Here is a 17,894-nt window from a genome sequence, read left to right as displayed (position 1 = left end):
CCCCTCGCCGGGGCTTTCACCCTCACTTTTTATTGCCCAGCGGCCGGCGATTTCACGCTTGGAGTTGCCAGCGTGTTATTGCTCGGGGGAGGGCTGCTGGTCGATGTCGCACTGCCGTTATTGGCATTGGGCAGGCCTGAATTGGGCGCCTTCGAGCCCATGCCGCTGCCCGAATTGGTGATGCCTGGCGTGCCATAACCATTCGATGAATTGCTCACCTGATTCGACGGGCTAGCCGTGCTGCCCGATGAACCGCCGCCAGCTGCGCCTCCAGCGGATTGTGCAAAAGCGCCGCTCGATAAAGTGAGTGCTGCCGCGGCCGCGATCAATGTATTTGTTAACTTACTCATGATCCGTCCCTCCTATTGGATTTGAATAAAGGCACAAACGGTTGGCCGTCTGCTTACGTAACTACGCAGCAATGAACGTGCCGCAGACTTCGATCCTGTACTACTACGGTGCACTTTAAATAGTGGCGATTTATTTTCAGTTTGATACCGCCAGGTCGTGTTCCCAGACGAGCGCCGTTGCATCAGGTTTTGGCGTGGCTAGCGGCGAAGAAGAGGATTCGAGCAGTCAAATGGGGTCGATGGTTCAGGGCAGCATTTCCCGAAAAATCGAGGTTGTTAGAATGATGACTAAGAATATGCAACTGCTGATTGGGAATTGGCCCGCAAGGAGTGGTGTTGAGGCGACGATGTGAATGTCGGGGAAATGCGCGGATCCGGACTGAACCTCCACGGGTGATTACCAATGCAGCTCTTACAGTGCCATCGGAAAAATACTTTCTCCGCCATGTCTCAGACGCTAACGAAGTCAGTTCCGAACATCCCGACTGATATGCTACCGATCCGAAGCGGAAACAATCAGAACCCGAAACTGGACGTGGTAACTATGAAGATTGATTGCCAGCGCTGTGAAGATTCGGAGCTGAAGGCACTCTACGATGAAGGAATGGACGTAAGCTGGGCCGCTGAAATAATTAGCTTTTTTGATGAGGCGCGCACATTGGTCTTTCGACTCGATGATTCGATGCCTGGAGAGGCGATGTTTTCAACCATAATTGTGGAGGATCAGTCGCGCCGCGTGAAGTTAGGCGCGACGACTTATGCCGCGAACAAATTGGAGCTGCCTAGTACAGACCCTCTGCTAACCCAGGCGGTGGAATTTCTTAAGAATCGCCGACAAGTGCAACAGATTGCCATTTACGACGGACCTGCGGGCTTCAATGCAAGGGTGCCAGTGAGCGACATAGCCGCCACTTGAAGGGAATCGTTGCCTAGCTATTGCGGTCTAGGCAAAGTTGGGACGCCCACTCCCGACCCACAAGGGACAGTCGCGCTCCGCCGGAAGCGGCCGCTCAGTTCGTCAATGCACCGGACAATTTAACGATCGGCAAACGATTCGCTTTGCTCGTGTGAGCAGCCGCAGAGTTGCAAGAAAAATGTATGAAGTATTGGATGCGGATAGGGCTGCACCAAGAGTTGCGAGGACGCTTCACTGCTGCGTGGAAAGTACTTGGGGGCATAGGTTCGTAATTTTTGCCCGCGCATTTGATGTTGAGCCGTTCCAATCCGGGTTCGCTCCGCGCTTTATTAGCGCCTCGGCTACGAGCGCTACTTCTCTTTTACGACAGAAGCCGCTGGCGCCTAAAAGCATGGTGTCCAAACTCACCCCGTCCCGTTGAAACTCGTCGATCCAATTGACAATGTTATCGTTGGCAAAGAGAGTGTCCAAACCGATTATCTCGTCTCCTCTATTGAGTTTTCCAGCCAAAAGAACACCCAACGGGTCCTCGAAGTATGTTTCATCTAAAGGACTTCCTTCAACCCGCCGGTGCCGATCTCTTAGCAATTTATATGCGCAGAAGCTGCCGAAAGAGATTGTGGTTTCGATTAGTTGATGATCGTCGAATCTGTACCGAGGTTGGGAACGGATCGCGCGGCTTATCTCGTCACAGTTCTCCCGATCTCCCCACTGAAGCGCGTACATGATTTGGTCCTCGAGAGGGTCTTCGTCTACTGCTAAAGGTGGGGGCGGCTGACGTCGCGTCGTAGACGGTCCAGGTTGGGCAGGCACGGCTGTCCCGGACTGATCGTAGTTTGCCGTATTACTGCCGAAGTAGCTTTGAACGCAGTTATTTATGCCGATCTTCATCGTTTGGCCGCGCTGCAACACAAATGAGTAGGGGCCCATCACGACCCTGACCCGTCTCGTTCCCATGTTACGAGCCTGATAGCAATTATTGACAAACTCGAAAACGATATCGTCGCAGGCGTTTCCACTGCACTCAGCAGCGAATGCAAATTGGACCGAAAGGAGCATCGGGATGAAAAGCGAAAATAGTAGAATTTTCATCGCTTGCTCCTCCAACGCGCTCCGTCGCAATATTCAATATAGCGAACGGTTGAATTCTGCGTTTTCTTATTTCTAGATGCCGTCACGAGAAGGAACAACACACAACCGAGCGAGGCGTCACAAACAAATGGCAACGATCAAGAAAGCAACCTGTGTGATGAAGGGCGAGCGCAGTGGGGACAAGAGATTTGACCTAGGTTACGACCTGGAAATCGGCTCGCTACGGATAGACGTCGTCTCCGTTATTAAGCAGCGACGAGCCAACCCAGTTTCCCCCTAAGGTGAGGTTCCTGTGTTTTAAGTTGCCGTAACCAGAGGAATTCTTGCAAATTGAAACCGGAACAGTCTGATTGGCAGAGAGGGAATGAACGCCGGCACTTTGATTACAGTTGACGTCAAAAATCTCCATCGAATATGTCGTGCCAGAACTCATGTACTTTCCGTTGAGCATGACGCTCATTGTGTCAGCGCGCGCTATTGCAGCAGATAACATGCACGCAACGGCAAAGACGATTTTTGTAGTCACGCGACACCTCAATTGAGATATTTGGCATCCACCGCATTACGGGGCGCCGTTATGGATTCAAACAAGGTCACTCGGATTGGCGCATATATAAGGGTTCGGACTAGCGTCGACGCCCGACTTTAATCGCACTCGATTTTGTAAATGGTCCAGCCGCATTGCCCGCCTCCAACATTTGACATTGTGGAAAGAGCGAAGGAGCCCACTACTTTGTCGCTGGCCGTATACTTGGTGCAAAACCCGCGTCCGATATTTTGTACATACTCAGTATCTCCCCCTGGACCGCAAGGATATACCACTCCACTAAAGGCGGGCTGGCCATTTCCGTTGCCCACCAAGATCTGAGTAGTCCGTCCAGCAACCGCAGTTGAGTGGAGAAAAACAAACAATAAAACGGCGGCTAAGGATTTAGAAATCACGGTTTCTCCCGTTGGAACGTGTTATCCGTATGTGAAGAGTTTGTATCACTATCTTTGCAACGATGCTTTCTTCCAGTCTGCGACCAGCTCAGAAACGGCGCCAAAACAGTGTTTATCGTTTCGCCGTTTATAATATACGGTCACCCAGTTGGCGTCCTTCGTTAATGGGATACTCGATATACACTCCGTCGCATCTTTCACGGTGGCACCGACGAGTCTCCAAAGCTCTACAATCTCGCGTCTTCCGCCAATGAGCGTAGTTCTAAAAACTTGAAAGGTTGAAATAATAAACTTGAAAGTGTTCGGTATCGCACACTTACGCAGGCGCTGACCGTCAGTTTGGTGGAGGGGAAAAGTTCAGCGATTGCACGCTTGAGGACGCCGCGGTGATGGCCAACCACGCATCGGCGCGTACAACGCAGCGTTATAAACAATACTCGGGGGAAATCCAACCAGAAGAGTTTGAGCGAATTTTGTTGCAGCACACAGACATATGCCTTAGGTTGGCCGTGCGCCGAACTTCGGTTGTTCGACGGTGCTAGTTGAATGTCGCTTGATGGCCGACTGCTGCCCCATGCGGTCGGCCGTAGTCGACCCAAATGAGACGAACGCTTCACCCAGAAGGAGTCGTTCGCCGTAGGCTGTTAAGGAGTATTGCGAAAGAAGCCAACTTGGCTTGGTCAGCGGACGCACTTCGCTTTATTCTTCATTCGATTAAATGTGCGCTTCTGTCCGGCTTGCATTGCCCCGCCAATGAACTATAAATACTGATAGTCGAGAAAATGCGCTGTCTTTATTTAAAGGTGAAAAAGATGAACGTTAAGAGATTTTTCGGTCTCATCTTATTGTTCGTTTTTCTTCACCTAGGATCGGCTGACGCATTCATTGGAAACCACCTCTTAGGAGAGAAATGGTGTGTTGTTGGCTGTGGCCGTGGACCGCTCGGCATTGCGCCAGTAGGCGATCTTATGAAAGGAGCCAACGAGTTCGTTTTTGGACCAACGCTTGAGGCGTTTGAAACGAAAGGCAGAAATATTATCGACTATGCCTCAAAAAAAGCCGACGAGAAACTACTAACACTTGATAACAACATAGAAGCGAAACTTCGGCAACTATCAGAGCTGACTCAGGACGCCGTAACGCAACTTGACGGCGTGTTGAGCAATAACATTAATGTCGGACTTGAAGGCCTTCAAGCTAAAATCGCTGCGCTCGATATTCTGGGGTCCAGAAAAACCGATGACTTGAACCGGGCGCTGCGAGGAATTGTAATACTAGCGTCGTTTTCGGTTTTTGCGGTATGGATAGGCAAATATATCTCAACATCTACGGGCTCGCTTGAGTCGCGCGTGAAGAAAGCTCGCTGGCGCATAGGAGGTGCCTTTGTAACGTTGGCCGTCATTGCGATTGCTCCGCACTTTATACCATCGCTGCAATATCAAATACCATTAATTAGAGCCGAGCTTGACGCCGAATTCGACAAGGAATACCGTCTTCTGAATTTTAAACGCGCCGCTTATATCGCAGAGCAGCTTACGAATGTTGCACCCGACAATAACGACTATCAATACAAAAAAATGTTGTCCGAATTACTGCGAGACGTGTATTTGCGCCCAACTACTTACAAAACGGAAAACTCTCTAATACTTACAGAATATCGCCTGACTTCAATGTTGTGGCCAGACGGAAGCGGTGAAACAAATTCTGCGTCACAACCTCCACCGATTACTAAACAGCCGGAAGTTGAGATCACATTGGCAATGATTATGTGGCAAGTCAGGACCGACGCTTTGAGCCGTTTCCAAAGTGCGATGATTTCAGCGGCAGTGCTCGAGCGAGAACTTGCAAAACCCGTAGAGATGAGAAGTCCATTCCTACCGCTTGCTGCACATTACGTTCGCGCATATCTTGTCTTACCTCTCGATAGATTAGACACTGACGCGATCATTCCCGGCGTATTGGGCGATAAAACAGAGTTGTTTCAAAAAAATTACCCAGCGCGGTCAACTGTCGAGCTTGTGGAGCTTCTTAAAAAAGCTTCTCCTGCCTTGACTCGGCCAGCCGATTCCATGGCGCTGCAACTTCTGGCCGAGCAGATATCATTCAGCGACGCCGTAGGCAAGACATACGCTATTGCAATTCCCAGCTATGTCCGCATGGTTAAAGCTAATTCGATGCTAGCAATTGTGCCTACGGAGCAAAAGGCTCAATGGAAAGCTGAGCGCGACTCGGAGGCGAGTAAGGTGGTGGCTGCTTGGAACGAGCTACTGCGTATCATCGCTGTCCCGTCCTCATCGTTGACGATGCGAATGGCATTAGTGACGGCATTGCATTCCACATACACTCGCGCAAAGCTTTATGCTGGCGCGGATGAAAGCGGGAATATTCCGCCGGCAGTAGCTGCTGATTCCATCGCTACGTTACCAGTGGAGATGACTTTTCACGATCAGTGGCTCAGGGAAATGGCCGCTGCAATCAATCCTTCCGGTTTACCTGTTTTACGGTTTCGAGTGCGAGCACAGTTTCTTATTGATCAGAAAAATTTGGCCGAATTTGAGGATGCCTTTAAGAAGTCCTTGACTACGACGCCCAACAAAGACTTAGCAATTAACGCTTCAAACGCCGCTGCGAAACTAGGCCTTTTTGTATGTTCTAATCAATCTGCGATTAATAAAGACCGTATTGATCTTATAGACTGCGACCAGCCATCAGCTAATAAAATCCGGGCACTTTGGTACATACGTTCGTTGCTTCCAGTAGCGCAGCAAACCGATCTGTCTGCTTGGAAAGGCGTAGCGGAGTCGAGTCTCAAATCCGCTATCCCTATGCTGTGAACTATTGGCGCAAATACAGGAGATATCATGTTTATAGGTAGATTCTCGAAGACTTTGCTTGCGTCTTTTTTGCTCGCATCATTAACAGGATGTCCAGAGAACGATCCTCCTTGCAAAAAACTTGGGAAGACTTGTTGTGTTGTTAATACTGGGCCGGACACTCATGTTGATCAGTGTGTTGCAAACGCGACCGAGTGTGCAGCTCTTGCAAGTAAATTTCCGAACAATAACGGTTATCCAAAGGCAGAATTAACAAGTGTTGTAAATCGTTGCAATAGTTAGTATGGCAAAGTGTTCGGACCGTCGAGTCGCGCGCTACACAAACCATGAAACCGGCTGCGGGGTCGTGACGGTGAGCAGAGAACGTACATGTGTTGACGATCTGTAAGCACCCGGCAATCTCATCTGGTTTTCTATTCTTTGGCGTAAGAGCATACGTTTCCACGATCAGGAAGCGGACACGTGCACACTATTTCCCAAGACATTCCGACCGGGCGCACACGGCGCACCTACAGCCCCTTGTTCAAGTCAGAGCTTATCGAACAATGTCGCCAGGTAGGCGTCTCATGTTCAGCCGTGGCAATTTCGCATGGTCTGAACCCCAATGTGCTGCGGCGTTGGATTAAAGATGCCGCGGATTCGAGCGACGCTGCGCCGCCTGCACCCAAATCGGTTGTTGTCGACGTAAAGCCTGCCTTCGTCGCGTTGCCAATGACCGTGCCGACACCACAAGCGCCCGACGCGGCGCAAGCGAACGTGCGTATCGACATTCAGCGCAATGGCACAACCGTGTCAGTGCTGTGGCCGCAGCTTTGTTTGAGTGACAGTGCAGCTTGGGTTCGGGAGGTGCTGCGATGATCCGCATCGACGCCATTTGGCTTGCGACCGAACCGCTCGATATGCGTGCCGGCGCTGATACCATCCTTGCTCGCGTGGTGAAGGTATTTGGGTCCGCACGGCCACATCATGCATATCTGTTCGCCAATCAGCGCTCGACGCGCATGAAGGTCCTGGTGTACGACGGTTTTGGCGTCTGGCTTGCTGCACGACGCTTGAACAAAGGTCATTTCGTTTGGGCCAATGGTCATAGTGATATTTCTGAGACGTTAAATCTCGAGCAACTGCGCGCACTCGTGATCGGGCTGCCCTGGCAGACGTTGGCACACGACCACGTAATCGCGGTGGTATAGCAAATGACGTAAACAGTTTCGATTCCCCCGGCGTGCAGGTGCTGGCAAACTTGGGGGTATGAATTCACCCACCGATCTCGATGCCCTGAACCCCGATCAACTGCGCGCACTTGCGCGGCAGTTGATGACCCAGGTCGACGAGAAGACGCGTGAATCGCACTACCGCCAAACGCGCATTGACCAGCTCACCCACGAGCTCTCGGTCATCAAACGCCTGCAATTCGGCAGACGTAGCGAACAGTTCACTGCCGAGCAGTTAAGCTTGCTGGACGAGGCCATTGATGAGGATTTGGCAGCGCTTGAGGCCGAGCTGGATGAACTGCGCTCGGACGCGCCGCAGGAGAAACCTCGCAAGCGGGCCAAACGCTTGCCGTTGCCGCCCCAGTTGCCCCGCACCGACATCCATCACGAACCGACTGAGTTGAGCTGCTCCTGTGGCTGCCAGCGCGTGCGCATCGGCGAGGATATCAGCGAGAAGCTCGACTACACTCCGGGCGTGTTCACGGTTGAGCGCCACATCCGTGGGAAGTGGGCATGTAAAGCGTGCGAGACGTTGATCCAGGCGCCGGTGCCACCGCATGTGATCGACAAAGGGATTCCAACGAATGGCTTGCTCGCACAGGTGTTGGTCGCCAAATACGGCGACCACCTTCCTCTGTACCGGCAGGAACGCATCTTCGCCCGCGCGGGCCTGGCAATTCCACAATCGACGCTCGGCGGCTGGGTGGGCGTATGCGGTGTGCGTTTGCAACCCTTGGTCGACGCGCTTCGCGAGGAACTACTGCGCCACAGCGTCCTACATGCAGACGAAACGCCAGTGCAGATGTTGAGCCCCGGCAAGGGGAAGACACATCGCGCCTATTTGTGGGCGTACACGTCGACCGAGTTCGCAGAGGTGCGCGCGGTCGTGTACGAATTCGCCGACGGTAGATCTGGCGAACACGCTCGCGCTTTTCTGGGCAATTGGCGCGGCAAGCTGGTCGTCGACGATTACAGCGGCTATAAAGCGGGCTTTAAGCTGGGCATCACGGAAATTGGCTGCATGGCACACGCGCGGAGAAAATTCTTCGATCTGCATGCGAGCAAGAAGAGCCAGATCGCCGAGCAGGCATTGAAATTCTTCGTGGCGCTCTACGACGTCGAGCGCGAAGCTGCCGACTTAGACCCTGAACAACGACGAGCGATTCGTAAGGAGCGAGGCCGGCCAATTGCACAGGCGTTGCACGTCTGGATGCTCGCTCAGCGCAAACTTGTCGCCGAGGGCTCGCCGATCGCCAACGCACTGGACTACAACCTCAAGCGTTGGCAGGCGCTCACGCGCTATCTCGATGATCCTCATGTACCCATAGACAACAACCGAATCGAAAACCTGATCAGACCCTGGGCGATCGGAAGGGCGAACTGGTTATTTGCAGGTTCCCTACGCGCTGGTCAACGAGCCGCTGCCATCATGAGTCTGGTGCGTTCCGCACAGCTCAATGGGCACGACCCATACGCATACTTAAAAGACGTCCTCACGCGGCTGCGTAAGCGTCTCGTGGGGGCCCTTCAGATTTTCGTAGACGAGCGGATCAGTTTGATGCCGGTGGGAACGAGGGCAGAAGTCTGGCGATGTTCCAAGGCAGTAGTTCGTCGATGACGTTGATTTTGTGGTCTGCGATGCGCGTCAGCACGTAGTCAAGATAAGCACGTGGATTGACGCCATTGAGCTTGCACGAGCCGAGCAATGAATACATCGCCGCGGCCCGTTCTCCTCCACTGTCGGAGCCGGCGAACATGTAGTTGCGCCTGCCGAGCGCCACACAGCGCAATGCATTTTCCGCAAGTACATTGCTGATTTCTGCCTGTCCATCGTCGCAGAACAACGTGAGCGCATCCCAGCGGTTCAAAGAGTAGTTAATCGCTTCGACCAGCGGTGCTTTCGCCCAAATCGTGGCAAGTTTTTCTCGCATCAACTTTTCGAGAGTCACGAGCAGCGGTTTGCTCTTTTCCAGGCGCACGCGCAATCGTTCATCCGAAGGCTTGCCGCGGATCTCAGCCTCAATACCGTATAGCTCGCCGATCCTGTCAAGCAATTGCGTGGTGGTTTCCGACGGCGTTTTCTCATGGACGTCAAAGACATACCGCCGAGCATGATCCCAACAAGCGGCCGGATGGATTTTCCCATCGAGGTACAGATCAGCATAGCCCGCATACGCGTCCGCCTGAAGGATGCCCTCAAATTTAGCAAGATGAGTTTGTGGGTGGATGCCTTTGCGGTCCGGTGAGTAAGCGAACCAGACGGCGGCCGGTTCTATGGAAGCCGAACGGCGGTCATCGCGAACGTAGACCCAGAGCCGACCCGTGCGGGTTTTCTTGTTGCCCGGCGCGAGCACCGGGATCGGTGTGTCATCCGCGTGGATCTTGGTGGCCGCCATAACATAGACGCGCAGCGCTTCGGTCAGCGGCCTGCAGAGTTCTTCGCACTGTCCAACCCAGCGCGCTGTGGTGGCGCGATCAAGGCGTACGCCTTCGCGCGCAGCGATCCCCGTTTGGCGATACAAGGGAATGTGGTCGGCGTACTTCGAGACCAGGATGTCAGCAAGCAAGCTCGGATGCGCCATGCTGCGCTCAATCGGCAGCCCCGGCATCGGCGGCTGTTCGATGTGACCGCAACTGGGGCAGGCCATCTTGCGTCGAATCGTGCGGATTACCTTAAACATAGCGGTGACGCGCGCCAACTGCTCGGACACGTCTTCGCCAAGCGCGCGCATGGCGCTGCCGCACTTGGGGCATGTCGGATCGGGTTCGAGCACGCGATCTTCGCGTGGCAGATGGGGTGGCAGAGCTTCCTTGGGCGCCTGCACGGAGATGCCCGAACTTGGAGATCGCGCGCGCGCCCGGCGAACGTCGGCGGCGCCTTGCCCAGTTGCCAGATCCTCTAGCTGTGTCTCGAGTTGATCCAACTGCCGATCCAACTGCTCGGATTTACGGCCAAAGTGCATCCGTTTGAGCTTGTCGATCTGAACCTTCAGGCGTTCAATCTCGCGATCCCGATCGGCAATTGATGCGAAGGCCTCGCTTAGCAAGGCCTGCAGGGTGACAACATCATCGGGGAGATCGGCGTCGCTCGGCATACGCCGCAGTTTACGAGTATCCCGTGCGGTTTACAACCGCTACGCCATCAATAATGCCGCTGTGCGACGAGGCTGGCGCCAATCGATCCCTTCGAGGACCATGGATAGCTGGGCGCTCGTCAAATGGATCTTGCCGCCATCAGCCTGTGGCCAGATGAAACGGCCATTTGTGAGGCGCTTCGCGAGCAGCCAGACCCCGTCATCAGTCGCCCATAGAATCTTGATCAAATCGCCACGGCGCCCACGAAAGATGAACACGTCGCCGCTCAGCGGATTTTCACCGAGCGCTGTCTGCACCTTGGCAGCTAACCCCGGGAATCCAGAGCGCATGTCGGTGATACCTGCTGCAATCCACACTCGCGTACCCGCCGGCAGGCCGATCACGATCTCAGACTCGCCAGCACAGCTCGAAGCGTCTCGACATCGACCGCGCCATCCACTTTGACCATTGCACGGCCAATTCGTACTTCGATCGTGCCGCCCGGTGATGTCGCCTTCGCCTTATCCGGTTCGATCAACGCCTCTGGCGCAACCACGCTCGCTACGTCTGTCACCACGCTCACGGGAATAAGCCCGCTAACCTTGCCCTGCTGTTTAACTCTATGTTCTCGTCGCCATCTGAACAGCAGGTTAGCGTTCAAGCCGTTCTCACGAGCAAGACTTGAAACCGACACACCGGGCTCACAGGCCGCATCGACCATTCGGCGCCGAAACTCCGGACTATGATTCGGGCAGCCTTTACGACTGCCCGAGTGCGATTTTTCTAATGTCAAATTAGTTCCCACCATTCAAGTAGTGGGAACCACTTTGGCGTCTCAAGGTAGCAAGATCAAGTGCGGCCCTCGCGCGACGCTTACGCGGCTGCCAACACAGCGGGCCGATAAGATCGCCGAATTGCTTCCGCATAACTGGGTACCACCTGTCCCCTGATTGAGCTCACCCTGACTTTGCCGGGCGCTTACGACGATCTGAACGCAGATGCTGAATGGCCGTAATTGGCCGATAGCACCAGTTCGATGAACGTGCCCCCGTGAGATCGTTTGAATTCTCAGGAGCAGCTTTCCGACGGTTTGTGTGAACGTGTACCGTCGGCCACTTTCTGCCGTTCGCCTGAGCCATGAAGTGGTCACTCGAACGGCTGGTCCATTTCGAAACCCGCCCGATGCTCGCCGCGCGCTTGTCGGCAGAAGCGGACATTGGAAGGCGGGCTGAATCCTGCGTCGGTGATGTGGGGGATTGCTGACGCAGACTGCGGCAAGCCGCTGGACGACGGCATTCTACATCGTGCATCTCACAGTTCCGACCCGAAGCGGTCTCAGTGACCGCATACCCTGAACGGCTAGCCTCTAGCTGTTGGTGGTCGATGTGTCGGGAACGGTAGCGTGCCGCTGTTTTGGAAGCACTCTGTTTCTAACACTGACGAAGAAATTTTGGCATTGTTGCAACAATGACGAAGCTAATGAATAGGACAAAGAAGAAAAGATTTCACGCTAACAATACTCGCCAACCCGGCGGTCTCCGACGTCATGTGGATGAGCGAGGTCGCAAGCGCGGTCAGACACGTATAACGGAAATTATTGCATTTTGTCGAACCGCTTGCAGGTTTTCACGAAAACTAAGCGCTTCTTGGTAGGGCTTAAAGCGCACCCAAGCGTGAAGATCTGGGATCATTCAGATTTGCGTTCCCAACGCGTCCGCACCTTGCTTAAGCCACCCCATCATTTTTATACTTAAATCCTGATTATTAATCAAATTGGAATGGTTTATTTGGGAAAATTCCGGATAATCGCAATAATGTTGATTATTGGGCAAGCAGTGCATGAAACCTACGGCCTGAAGAGAACTACTCGTCTCTGAGACTAGGCCATCGTTCTGTCCGGGACTTAGGAGTCGCTGAATTTTGGAATTCCAAGCACTGTTAAAAAGTCGATTATTGCCGAATTCGAGCCACTGCTTTCCTCCGGAGATTGTAAGAACTGGAATTTCACATGCTGCTGGATTTTCTAACTGAAGTCGGTCGAGGAGCATAGGCGCTGGATCTTTGCTAGTCAGCTCTTGTGCAGACAGGCACGCTTTTGCGGTCATTCCGGGCACTGCTTCCGTGACAAATTCACTCCACCTCAGGAAATAGTCGAGAATTTCACTGTTTCCTAAGGTACCACTGTGCGGAGTGCCAAGTGTGACCACGCGATTTATATACTGGCACGCGCCATTCCGATAGGTAAAGGCCCGCGCCACAAGACCGCCCATACTATGACACACAAAACTAAATTTCTTGCGCCCCAAAATTCCTTCTGCGCACATTTCAGATTTTGAAAGATTATTGATGCCTGCAATAAGAGAGTGCAACGTTTCTGCCGCCTTCTCAATTCCACGATAAGAATTATAATTAAATATAAAAGAATTAAATCCATTATCATCAAAATACTCTGCTAGGCCATTTAAATATGATCCATGCGCCGTGAACCCGTGAACAAAAATCACGTTATCGGCGTGATCAAAATCGGCCCCTTTGGCACGTAATCCCGTGCTAAATTTTATCAATTCATCGCCTACTCGCAAATGTCGCAGGGCTGGTGACTTATCTTCGCTCATAAACTTTCTACACCTACTAGAGTTACTTGCGATTCCACTACTTCTGTGTACGCGTCGTCAGCTTGATCTGCGTCGGGATCGATCAGTTCGAGACCATCTTTGATTTTCACGCGAACTCCATTCGGGGATTGACTAATAATTTCTCCCACGCTTCGAATCGCGCCACTAGCGTAAATGCCCAGAACCCCGACCATCGGTCTGACCTCTGACTCATAGGCCCAAGGCATTTCCCAGTAAGCACAAGCGACTTCACCTAACCGGTCGACGAAATCGTCAAGGGTCGAACACGGATCAGTTCGAAGAACAACACTTAGGCCAGTCGTGCATACACGTCCAGCGAAAGAGGATCCGTATTTCGCGAGAAGCGTCCGTAAATCGCTTACATCAATCGCGCAACCAGTCGCCCGTATTTCGACTCCCGTGGTCCGCCAAATCTTGGACGAGGCATCCAGCGACGGCGCATCCGGGGCGTAGCCTTGCTCGGAATGGCGAGCAGAGACTTTGCCCCGACGGTACTCCGATTTGCTTCCCGTTTGCAGACTGGACTGGCTCATCCCCAGCGAAATGCGTTCTTTCTCGACGTCGATGCCGAGAACGATCGCCTCTACTTCGTCGCCCTTCTTGTACTTGCGAACCGCTTCTTCGCCCGTTTCGCTCCACGACAGGTCCGAGAGGTGAACCAGACCGTCGATGCCGCCCGGCAAACCAATGAACACGCCGAAGTCGGTGACCGACTTGATCGCGCCTTCCAGCTTGTCGCCCTTCTTGAAGTTGCGGCTGAAGTCGTCCCATGGGTTCGGCTTGCACTGCTTCATGCCGAGGCTGATACGGCGGCGGTCTTCGTCGATTTCGAGAACCATGACTTCGACTTCGTCGCCGAGTTGCACAACCTTCGACGGTGCAACGTTCTTGTTCGCCCAGTCCATTTCCGACCCGTGAACCAGGCCTTCGATGCCCGATTCCACTTCGACGAATGCGCCGTAGTCGGTGATGTTGGTGACCTTACCGAACAGGCGCGTGCCCGACGGGTAACGGCGGGAAATGCCTTCCCACGGGTCGTCGCCGAGTTGCTTGATACCAAGCGAAACGCGGTTCTTTTCTTGGTCGAACTTGAGAATCTTCGCGGTAACTTCCTGGCCAACCGACAGAACTTCGCTCGGGTGACGCACACGACGCCATGCGATGTCCGTGATGTGCAGCAGGCCGTCGATACCGCCGAGGTCCACGAATGCGCCATAGTCCGTGATGTTTTTGACCACGCCTTCCACAATCGCGCCTTCCTTCAGCGTCTCGAGCAGCTTTGCGCGCTCTTCGCCTTGGGTTGATTCGATCACGGCGCGGCGCGACAGCACAACGTGGTTACGCTTACGGTCGAGCTTGATGACGCGGAATTCCAGCGTCTTGCCTTCATACGGGGTCGTGTCCTTGACCGGACGCGTGTCGACCAACGAACCCGGCAGGAACGCGCGGATGCCGTTGACCATGACGGTCATCCCGCCCTTGACCCTGCCCGTGATCGTGCCGGTGACGAGTTCGTTGTTGTCGAGAGCCTTTTCCAGCGACAACCGCGAAGCCAGGCGCTTCGCTTTGTCACGCGACAGGATGGTGTCGCCATAGCCGTTTTCCATTGCCTCGATAGCGACGGAGACGAAGTCGCCTGCCTGGACTTCTACCTCGCCCGCGTCGTTCAGGAACTCTTCGAGCGGGACGTAGGATTCGGACTTGAAACCAGCGTTGACGACCACGAAGTTGTGGTCAACACGCACGACTTCGACGGAGATCACTTTGCCGGCGCGCATGTCTTGCTTGGTCAGCGACTCTTCGAACCGCGACGCGAAAGATTCTGTGCTTACACCTGGACCGATGCGGGTATAGATGGTCATATTTATTCTCGCGGCCGCAAATCACGCTCCAAACTCCCAACTCGTTTTCGGAGGAAAGTTCCGTGCGCGGGTAGAAATTTAGTGTACCACTCCTGTTTCGGCACCTCGATTTGCCTGGGTTATCGAAAATGAAATTCAATAGTTAAATTATACCGATGCTATCCGTCCGTCGGCGAGTCTGTACCAGTGGTCGTCACTCTCGAAACCTGCTCTGTCCCGGATGTGCCAAAAAACGTCGCCGATGGTTTTGGGCGTGTCAGATTACCGATCGCAAAGGGGCTCAGCCCGTCCCAATCACAGCAATGGCCGAAAGTCCGCTCGACTTTGCAAATAGCCGTTGATGTCTTGATATTTCGACAGTCGCTCAGGGTCGAGAGTGTGAGTTCGCTGATGCAGGAAGCTGGCGTCCGACTGCGCGATGCCGCCATCGTCAGCAATCCGCCACATTGCTGACGTAGAACCCGGTCCATCCCAGTGCCAGCTCGGGCCGATCAAGCAACGTTCGTCATCGCGAATTGGATGGCCGCTTCCTGCGTGGAAGCGACGTCTGAATGTCCGAGCGACGCCGCGGGCGAATGACGCTTCATGGCCGGTCAGCGTCCGATTGCCGACCGGCCTCCCGTCGTTAAACGTCGGTTTGCTCGGCCATCTCGAGCGCGTCGTCAACCTCGATGCCGAGATTACGGACGGTACTTTCCAGCTTCGTATGACCAAGCAGCAGCTGAACACCCCTCATATTTTTCGTACGTCGGTAAATCAACGACGCTTTTGTGCGATGCATCGTGTGCGTCCCGTAGGCCGTGTCGTCAAGCCCGGTCGATTTGATCCACCGATGGACGATGCGCGCGTACTGACGTATCGAAAGATGCGGCGAAGCATGGATGCGGCCCGGAAACAGAAAATCGGATGGACACAGGGCTGCCGTTTTGATCCAACTTTCCACGCTGTCGCGGGTCTGCTCGGTGATTTCAAATTGCACCGGTCGCTGAGTTTTTTGCTGCATGACTGTAGCCCGTGGCGCCACCCGGTTGCCTAAGCAGACATCACGCACGCGCAACTTGGTCAGATCGCATGCCCGCAACTTGCTGTCGATTGCGAGATTGAACATCGCAAGATCACGGGTCTTCGCTCCCAGTTGCAGCCGAATCCGAATGGCCCAAATTTCCTTTAGCTTCAGCGGCGCCTTCTGCCCAGTAAGTTTGTCCTTATTCCACGGGACGCGCGTCGGGGCGTTGCTGGCATTTGCTTCCATGACGACTCTCCTTCAGGTGAAGGGAGGGTTAGTGTGCGCCGACTGTCCCGGGGGCGAGACCCGACCCACAAGCGACGTTTGATTTACCCCATACCGATCACACAAAGTCGAATGCGATTGAGTATCGGACGACACAACATTCAATCACCCTAGCGCTACCTTTTAAAGGAAGTTACGAGCTCCGAACGCTCGACGTTCCGAGGCGAGGCGAATGTTCGTAGATATGACCATGCCTGTCCTACAAGCCATACGTAGTATTTGGATAAAGCGATCGACTTTCAAGATCAAGAGGTGGCGGGCCGTCGTCGAGCAAATCGCTCTCCCCAACGTAACCGGGGTTTTTCACTGTAAAAAATTGCGCCTCTCCTGCCCCTATAAAAATCTGTCCGTCAATGAGTTGTATTTGTGCGGGCCGGTGCATATGCAATAGGATGCCAGCTAATTTTCCAGAATACTTCTTCTTTTTTATAACGCTCTCTGCAATCGAAATTGTTTTGCGCTCGGTTGCATTCGAAATTCGATATGCGCTTACGATCAGAAGGCCTCCTTCGGAATGGATAAGCTGCCTGCTGACCGTGCGCAATTGAGTTTCTATGCACCGTGTAACGTCGCTGGCTGATGGATCAATGGTAGGGCCTTGAAGGATCCGGGGTGCCTTAATCTCAAGCGATAGCTGCCTCTCCGTAGTAAGGCTGACGTACATGTCTGGAGTCGCGTGAGTATTCAGAGATGCGTTTAACAAGCCGACGTGATTTCCTGCTTGGCGTAATCCCAGCAAAGCAGAAAAAAGCGCATTAGTATGCATGAATTCGTTGCACAACCATTTGGGAAAATAGGCGAAGAAAGGATGATGTTCCCATGCGTCTAATTTATCAATGAAGTTGTGCACGATCGAACATGCGAGCGTATCCAACGAATTGGGCATTAAATCTATCGATCCTGTTCTATAGATGCCCTCAAGACGCACTATTGCCCATGCTGGCGGGCACTCGTGAAAATTACTTGTATTTTTCGCGCTAAACGCTCTGCGAACACTCCCAACTTGTCGGGAAAAATTGTGCGCGGTAAGGAGGTCAACACGCTGGATAAGAGCAGATAAGTCGTCGAAGTTCCGTGGAAATGCTACACCATCGCTTGGTCGCGGCGTATGAACAAAATTTTTGCTTTCCGCCGCATTGAAGGAGACGATGCAGGCCCCGCTGGGCAATGCGATGCCTTCCGTCCCCATCGCGTAAACCCCGGGATAGAGCCGAATCAAGTAGAGGGGGACAGGAGTCTCATCCGGAAGATTTGAAAATGAGTAGACGTTATTGCAAACTCCGCATCGAATGTCGATGTCGATTATGGTCTGATCGTCGACGCCGACCACCAGCAAGTTAGCGCACGTAGTGCAGCGTATAGCACTTGAGCCCGCTCCCCTGACTACGGGGTGACGACCCGACTGCACTAGAATGCAACGATCATTTGTCATATCTCGTCTTAGATTTTATAAGTTGTAATGCGGTTGAAATCTAAATAATGCGACCAAAGATACCCCTGTTTAAACTCCCGTTGCAAATCGAAGGTGCCGCTTCTAAGCTAAATTCAAAAAGCTCGTATGAAGAGGTAGCGATGCAACAGTTCGGACGTGGCTCCAAAGCGCTTCTAATTTAGGAATCCGGGGATTCAACCTGAGATGAATATACTTTATGACTTTATCTGTGGGCATCGCCACAGCGCCCCAC

At 53.3% G+C, this 17,894-nt stretch carries 14 protein-coding genes and 2 pseudogenes; 5 read left to right on the top strand and 11 right to left on the bottom strand.

The genetic code is table 11. The features are described 5' to 3' along the window. Window positions 1-29 precede the first annotated feature (29 nt). On the bottom strand, window positions 30-350 hold the full coding sequence (locus HB633_RS20125) for a hypothetical protein (RefSeq protein WP_213779937.1): 321 nt from the start codon (window positions 348-350) through the stop codon (window positions 30-32). A gap of 403 nt (window positions 351-753) precedes the next feature. Between HB633_RS20125 and HB633_RS20120 the strand changes: the two genes are divergently transcribed. Next, window positions 754-1,266 carry a hypothetical protein gene (locus HB633_RS20120; RefSeq protein ID WP_213779936.1) on the top strand — a complete coding sequence of 171 codons (513 nt, stop codon included), beginning with the start codon at window positions 754-756 and terminating at the stop codon, window positions 1,264-1,266. Window positions 1,267-1,497: 231 nt separating this feature from the next. Here HB633_RS20120 and HB633_RS20115 read toward each other — a convergent pair whose 3' ends face one another. Both HB633_RS20115 and HB633_RS20110 read right to left on the bottom strand, forming a co-directional pair. Continuing rightward, entirely contained in the window at window positions 1,498-2,358 is an 861-nt protein-coding gene (locus tag HB633_RS20115; protein ID WP_213779935.1) for a hypothetical protein, read from the bottom strand. 220 nt (window positions 2,359-2,578) lie between these two features. After that, window positions 2,579-2,884, bottom strand: coding sequence for a hypothetical protein (locus tag HB633_RS20110; protein WP_213779934.1), 306 nt, complete (start codon window positions 2,882-2,884; stop codon window positions 2,579-2,581). A 1,228-nt stretch (window positions 2,885-4,112) separates the two neighbouring features. Between HB633_RS20110 and HB633_RS20105 the strand changes: the two genes are divergently transcribed. The 4 genes from HB633_RS20105 (at window position 4,113) to HB633_RS20090 (ending at window position 8,963) form a co-directional block, all read left to right on the top strand. Further along, on the top strand, window positions 4,113-6,134 hold the full coding sequence (locus HB633_RS20105; protein WP_213779933.1) for a hypothetical protein: 2,022 nt from the start codon (window positions 4,113-4,115) through the stop codon (window positions 6,132-6,134). A gap of 462 nt (window positions 6,135-6,596) precedes the next feature. After that, entirely contained in the window at window positions 6,597-6,992 is a 396-nt protein-coding gene (locus HB633_RS20100) for a transposase (protein WP_213779932.1), read from the top strand. Next, the gene (tnpB, locus tag HB633_RS20095) at window positions 6,989-7,324 is read left to right on the top strand and encodes an IS66 family insertion sequence element accessory protein TnpB (RefSeq protein ID WP_044455394.1); all 336 of its coding nucleotides are present in this window, start codon (window positions 6,989-6,991) and stop codon (window positions 7,322-7,324) included. The genes HB633_RS20100 and tnpB (HB633_RS20095) overlap by 4 nt, the downstream gene beginning before the upstream one ends. A 58-nt stretch (window positions 7,325-7,382) precedes the next feature. Further along, entirely contained in the window at window positions 7,383-8,963 is a 1,581-nt protein-coding gene (locus HB633_RS20090; protein WP_255581024.1) for an IS66 family transposase, read from the top strand. Here the strand turns inward: HB633_RS20090 and HB633_RS20085 are convergent. From HB633_RS20085 to HB633_RS20055, 8 genes and pseudogenes are all read right to left on the bottom strand, one after another. Continuing rightward, window positions 8,896-10,440 carry an IS66 family transposase gene (locus HB633_RS20085; protein ID WP_213779931.1) on the bottom strand — a complete coding sequence of 515 codons (1,545 nt, stop codon included), beginning with the start codon at window positions 10,438-10,440 and terminating at the stop codon, window positions 8,896-8,898. The two genes, HB633_RS20090 and HB633_RS20085, sit on opposite strands and share 68 nt — an antisense overlap. Window positions 10,441-10,479: 39 nt before the next feature. Further along, a complete protein-coding gene (gene tnpB, locus HB633_RS20080) occupies window positions 10,480-10,824 on the bottom strand; it encodes an IS66 family insertion sequence element accessory protein TnpB (protein ID WP_062173719.1) in 345 nt (114 codons plus the stop codon). After that, window positions 10,821-11,003 carry an IS66 family insertion sequence element accessory protein TnpB gene (locus HB633_RS31150; RefSeq protein WP_254074197.1) on the bottom strand — a complete coding sequence of 61 codons (183 nt, stop codon included), beginning with the start codon at window positions 11,001-11,003 and terminating at the stop codon, window positions 10,821-10,823. The genes tnpB (HB633_RS20080) and HB633_RS31150 overlap by 4 nt, the downstream gene beginning before the upstream one ends. A gap of 33 nt (window positions 11,004-11,036) precedes the next feature. Continuing rightward, window positions 11,037-11,228, bottom strand: a pseudogene (locus tag HB633_RS31145) (transposase); the annotation flags it as partial. Between the two features lie 883 nt (window positions 11,229-12,111). Next, entirely contained in the window at window positions 12,112-13,035 is a 924-nt protein-coding gene (locus HB633_RS20070; RefSeq protein ID WP_213779929.1) for an alpha/beta fold hydrolase, read from the bottom strand. Between the two features lie 470 nt (window positions 13,036-13,505). Next, window positions 13,506-14,918 (bottom strand): annotated as a pseudogene (rpsA, locus tag HB633_RS20065) (30S ribosomal protein S1); the annotation flags it as partial. Between the two features lie 625 nt (window positions 14,919-15,543). Continuing rightward, entirely contained in the window at window positions 15,544-16,170 is a 627-nt protein-coding gene (locus HB633_RS20060; protein WP_213779928.1) for a tyrosine-type recombinase/integrase, read from the bottom strand. A gap of 238 nt (window positions 16,171-16,408) precedes the next feature. Next, window positions 16,409-17,545, bottom strand: a complete 1,137-nt coding sequence (locus HB633_RS20055) for a hypothetical protein (protein ID WP_213779927.1) — start codon at window positions 17,543-17,545, stop codon at window positions 16,409-16,411. Window positions 17,546-17,894: the final 349 nt, after the last annotated feature.

The organism is Caballeronia sp. dw_276 (assembly GCF_018449635.1).
GTDB lineage: Bacteria > Pseudomonadota > Gammaproteobacteria > Burkholderiales > Burkholderiaceae > Caballeronia.
The sequence above is the reverse complement of the archived record's forward strand: the minus strand, read 5'-3'. Positions and strand labels throughout refer to the sequence as shown.

Coding starts and splice junctions, on each gene's coding strand:
- HB633_RS20125 (WP_213779937.1), bottom strand. CDS start 350: ATGAGTAAGTTAACAAATACATTGATCGCGGCCGCGGCAGCACTCACT.
- HB633_RS20120 (WP_213779936.1), top strand. CDS start 754: ATGCAGCTCTTACAGTGCCATCGGAAAAATACTTTCTCCGCCATGTCT.
- HB633_RS20115 (WP_213779935.1), bottom strand. CDS start 2,358: ATGAAAATTCTACTATTTTCGCTTTTCATCCCGATGCTCCTTTCGGTC.
- HB633_RS20105 (WP_213779933.1), top strand. CDS start 4,113: ATGAACGTTAAGAGATTTTTCGGTCTCATCTTATTGTTCGTTTTTCTT.
- tnpB (WP_044455394.1), top strand. CDS start 6,989: ATGATCCGCATCGACGCCATTTGGCTTGCGACCGAACCGCTCGATATG.
- HB633_RS20090 (WP_255581024.1), top strand. CDS start 7,383: ATGAATTCACCCACCGATCTCGATGCCCTGAACCCCGATCAACTGCGC.
- HB633_RS20085 (WP_213779931.1), bottom strand. CDS start 10,440: ATGCCGAGCGACGCCGATCTCCCCGATGATGTTGTCACCCTGCAGGCC.
- HB633_RS20070 (WP_213779929.1), bottom strand. CDS start 13,035: ATGAGCGAAGATAAGTCACCAGCCCTGCGACATTTGCGAGTAGGCGAT.
- HB633_RS20060 (WP_213779928.1), bottom strand. CDS start 16,170: ATGGAAGCAAATGCCAGCAACGCCCCGACGCGCGTCCCGTGGAATAAG.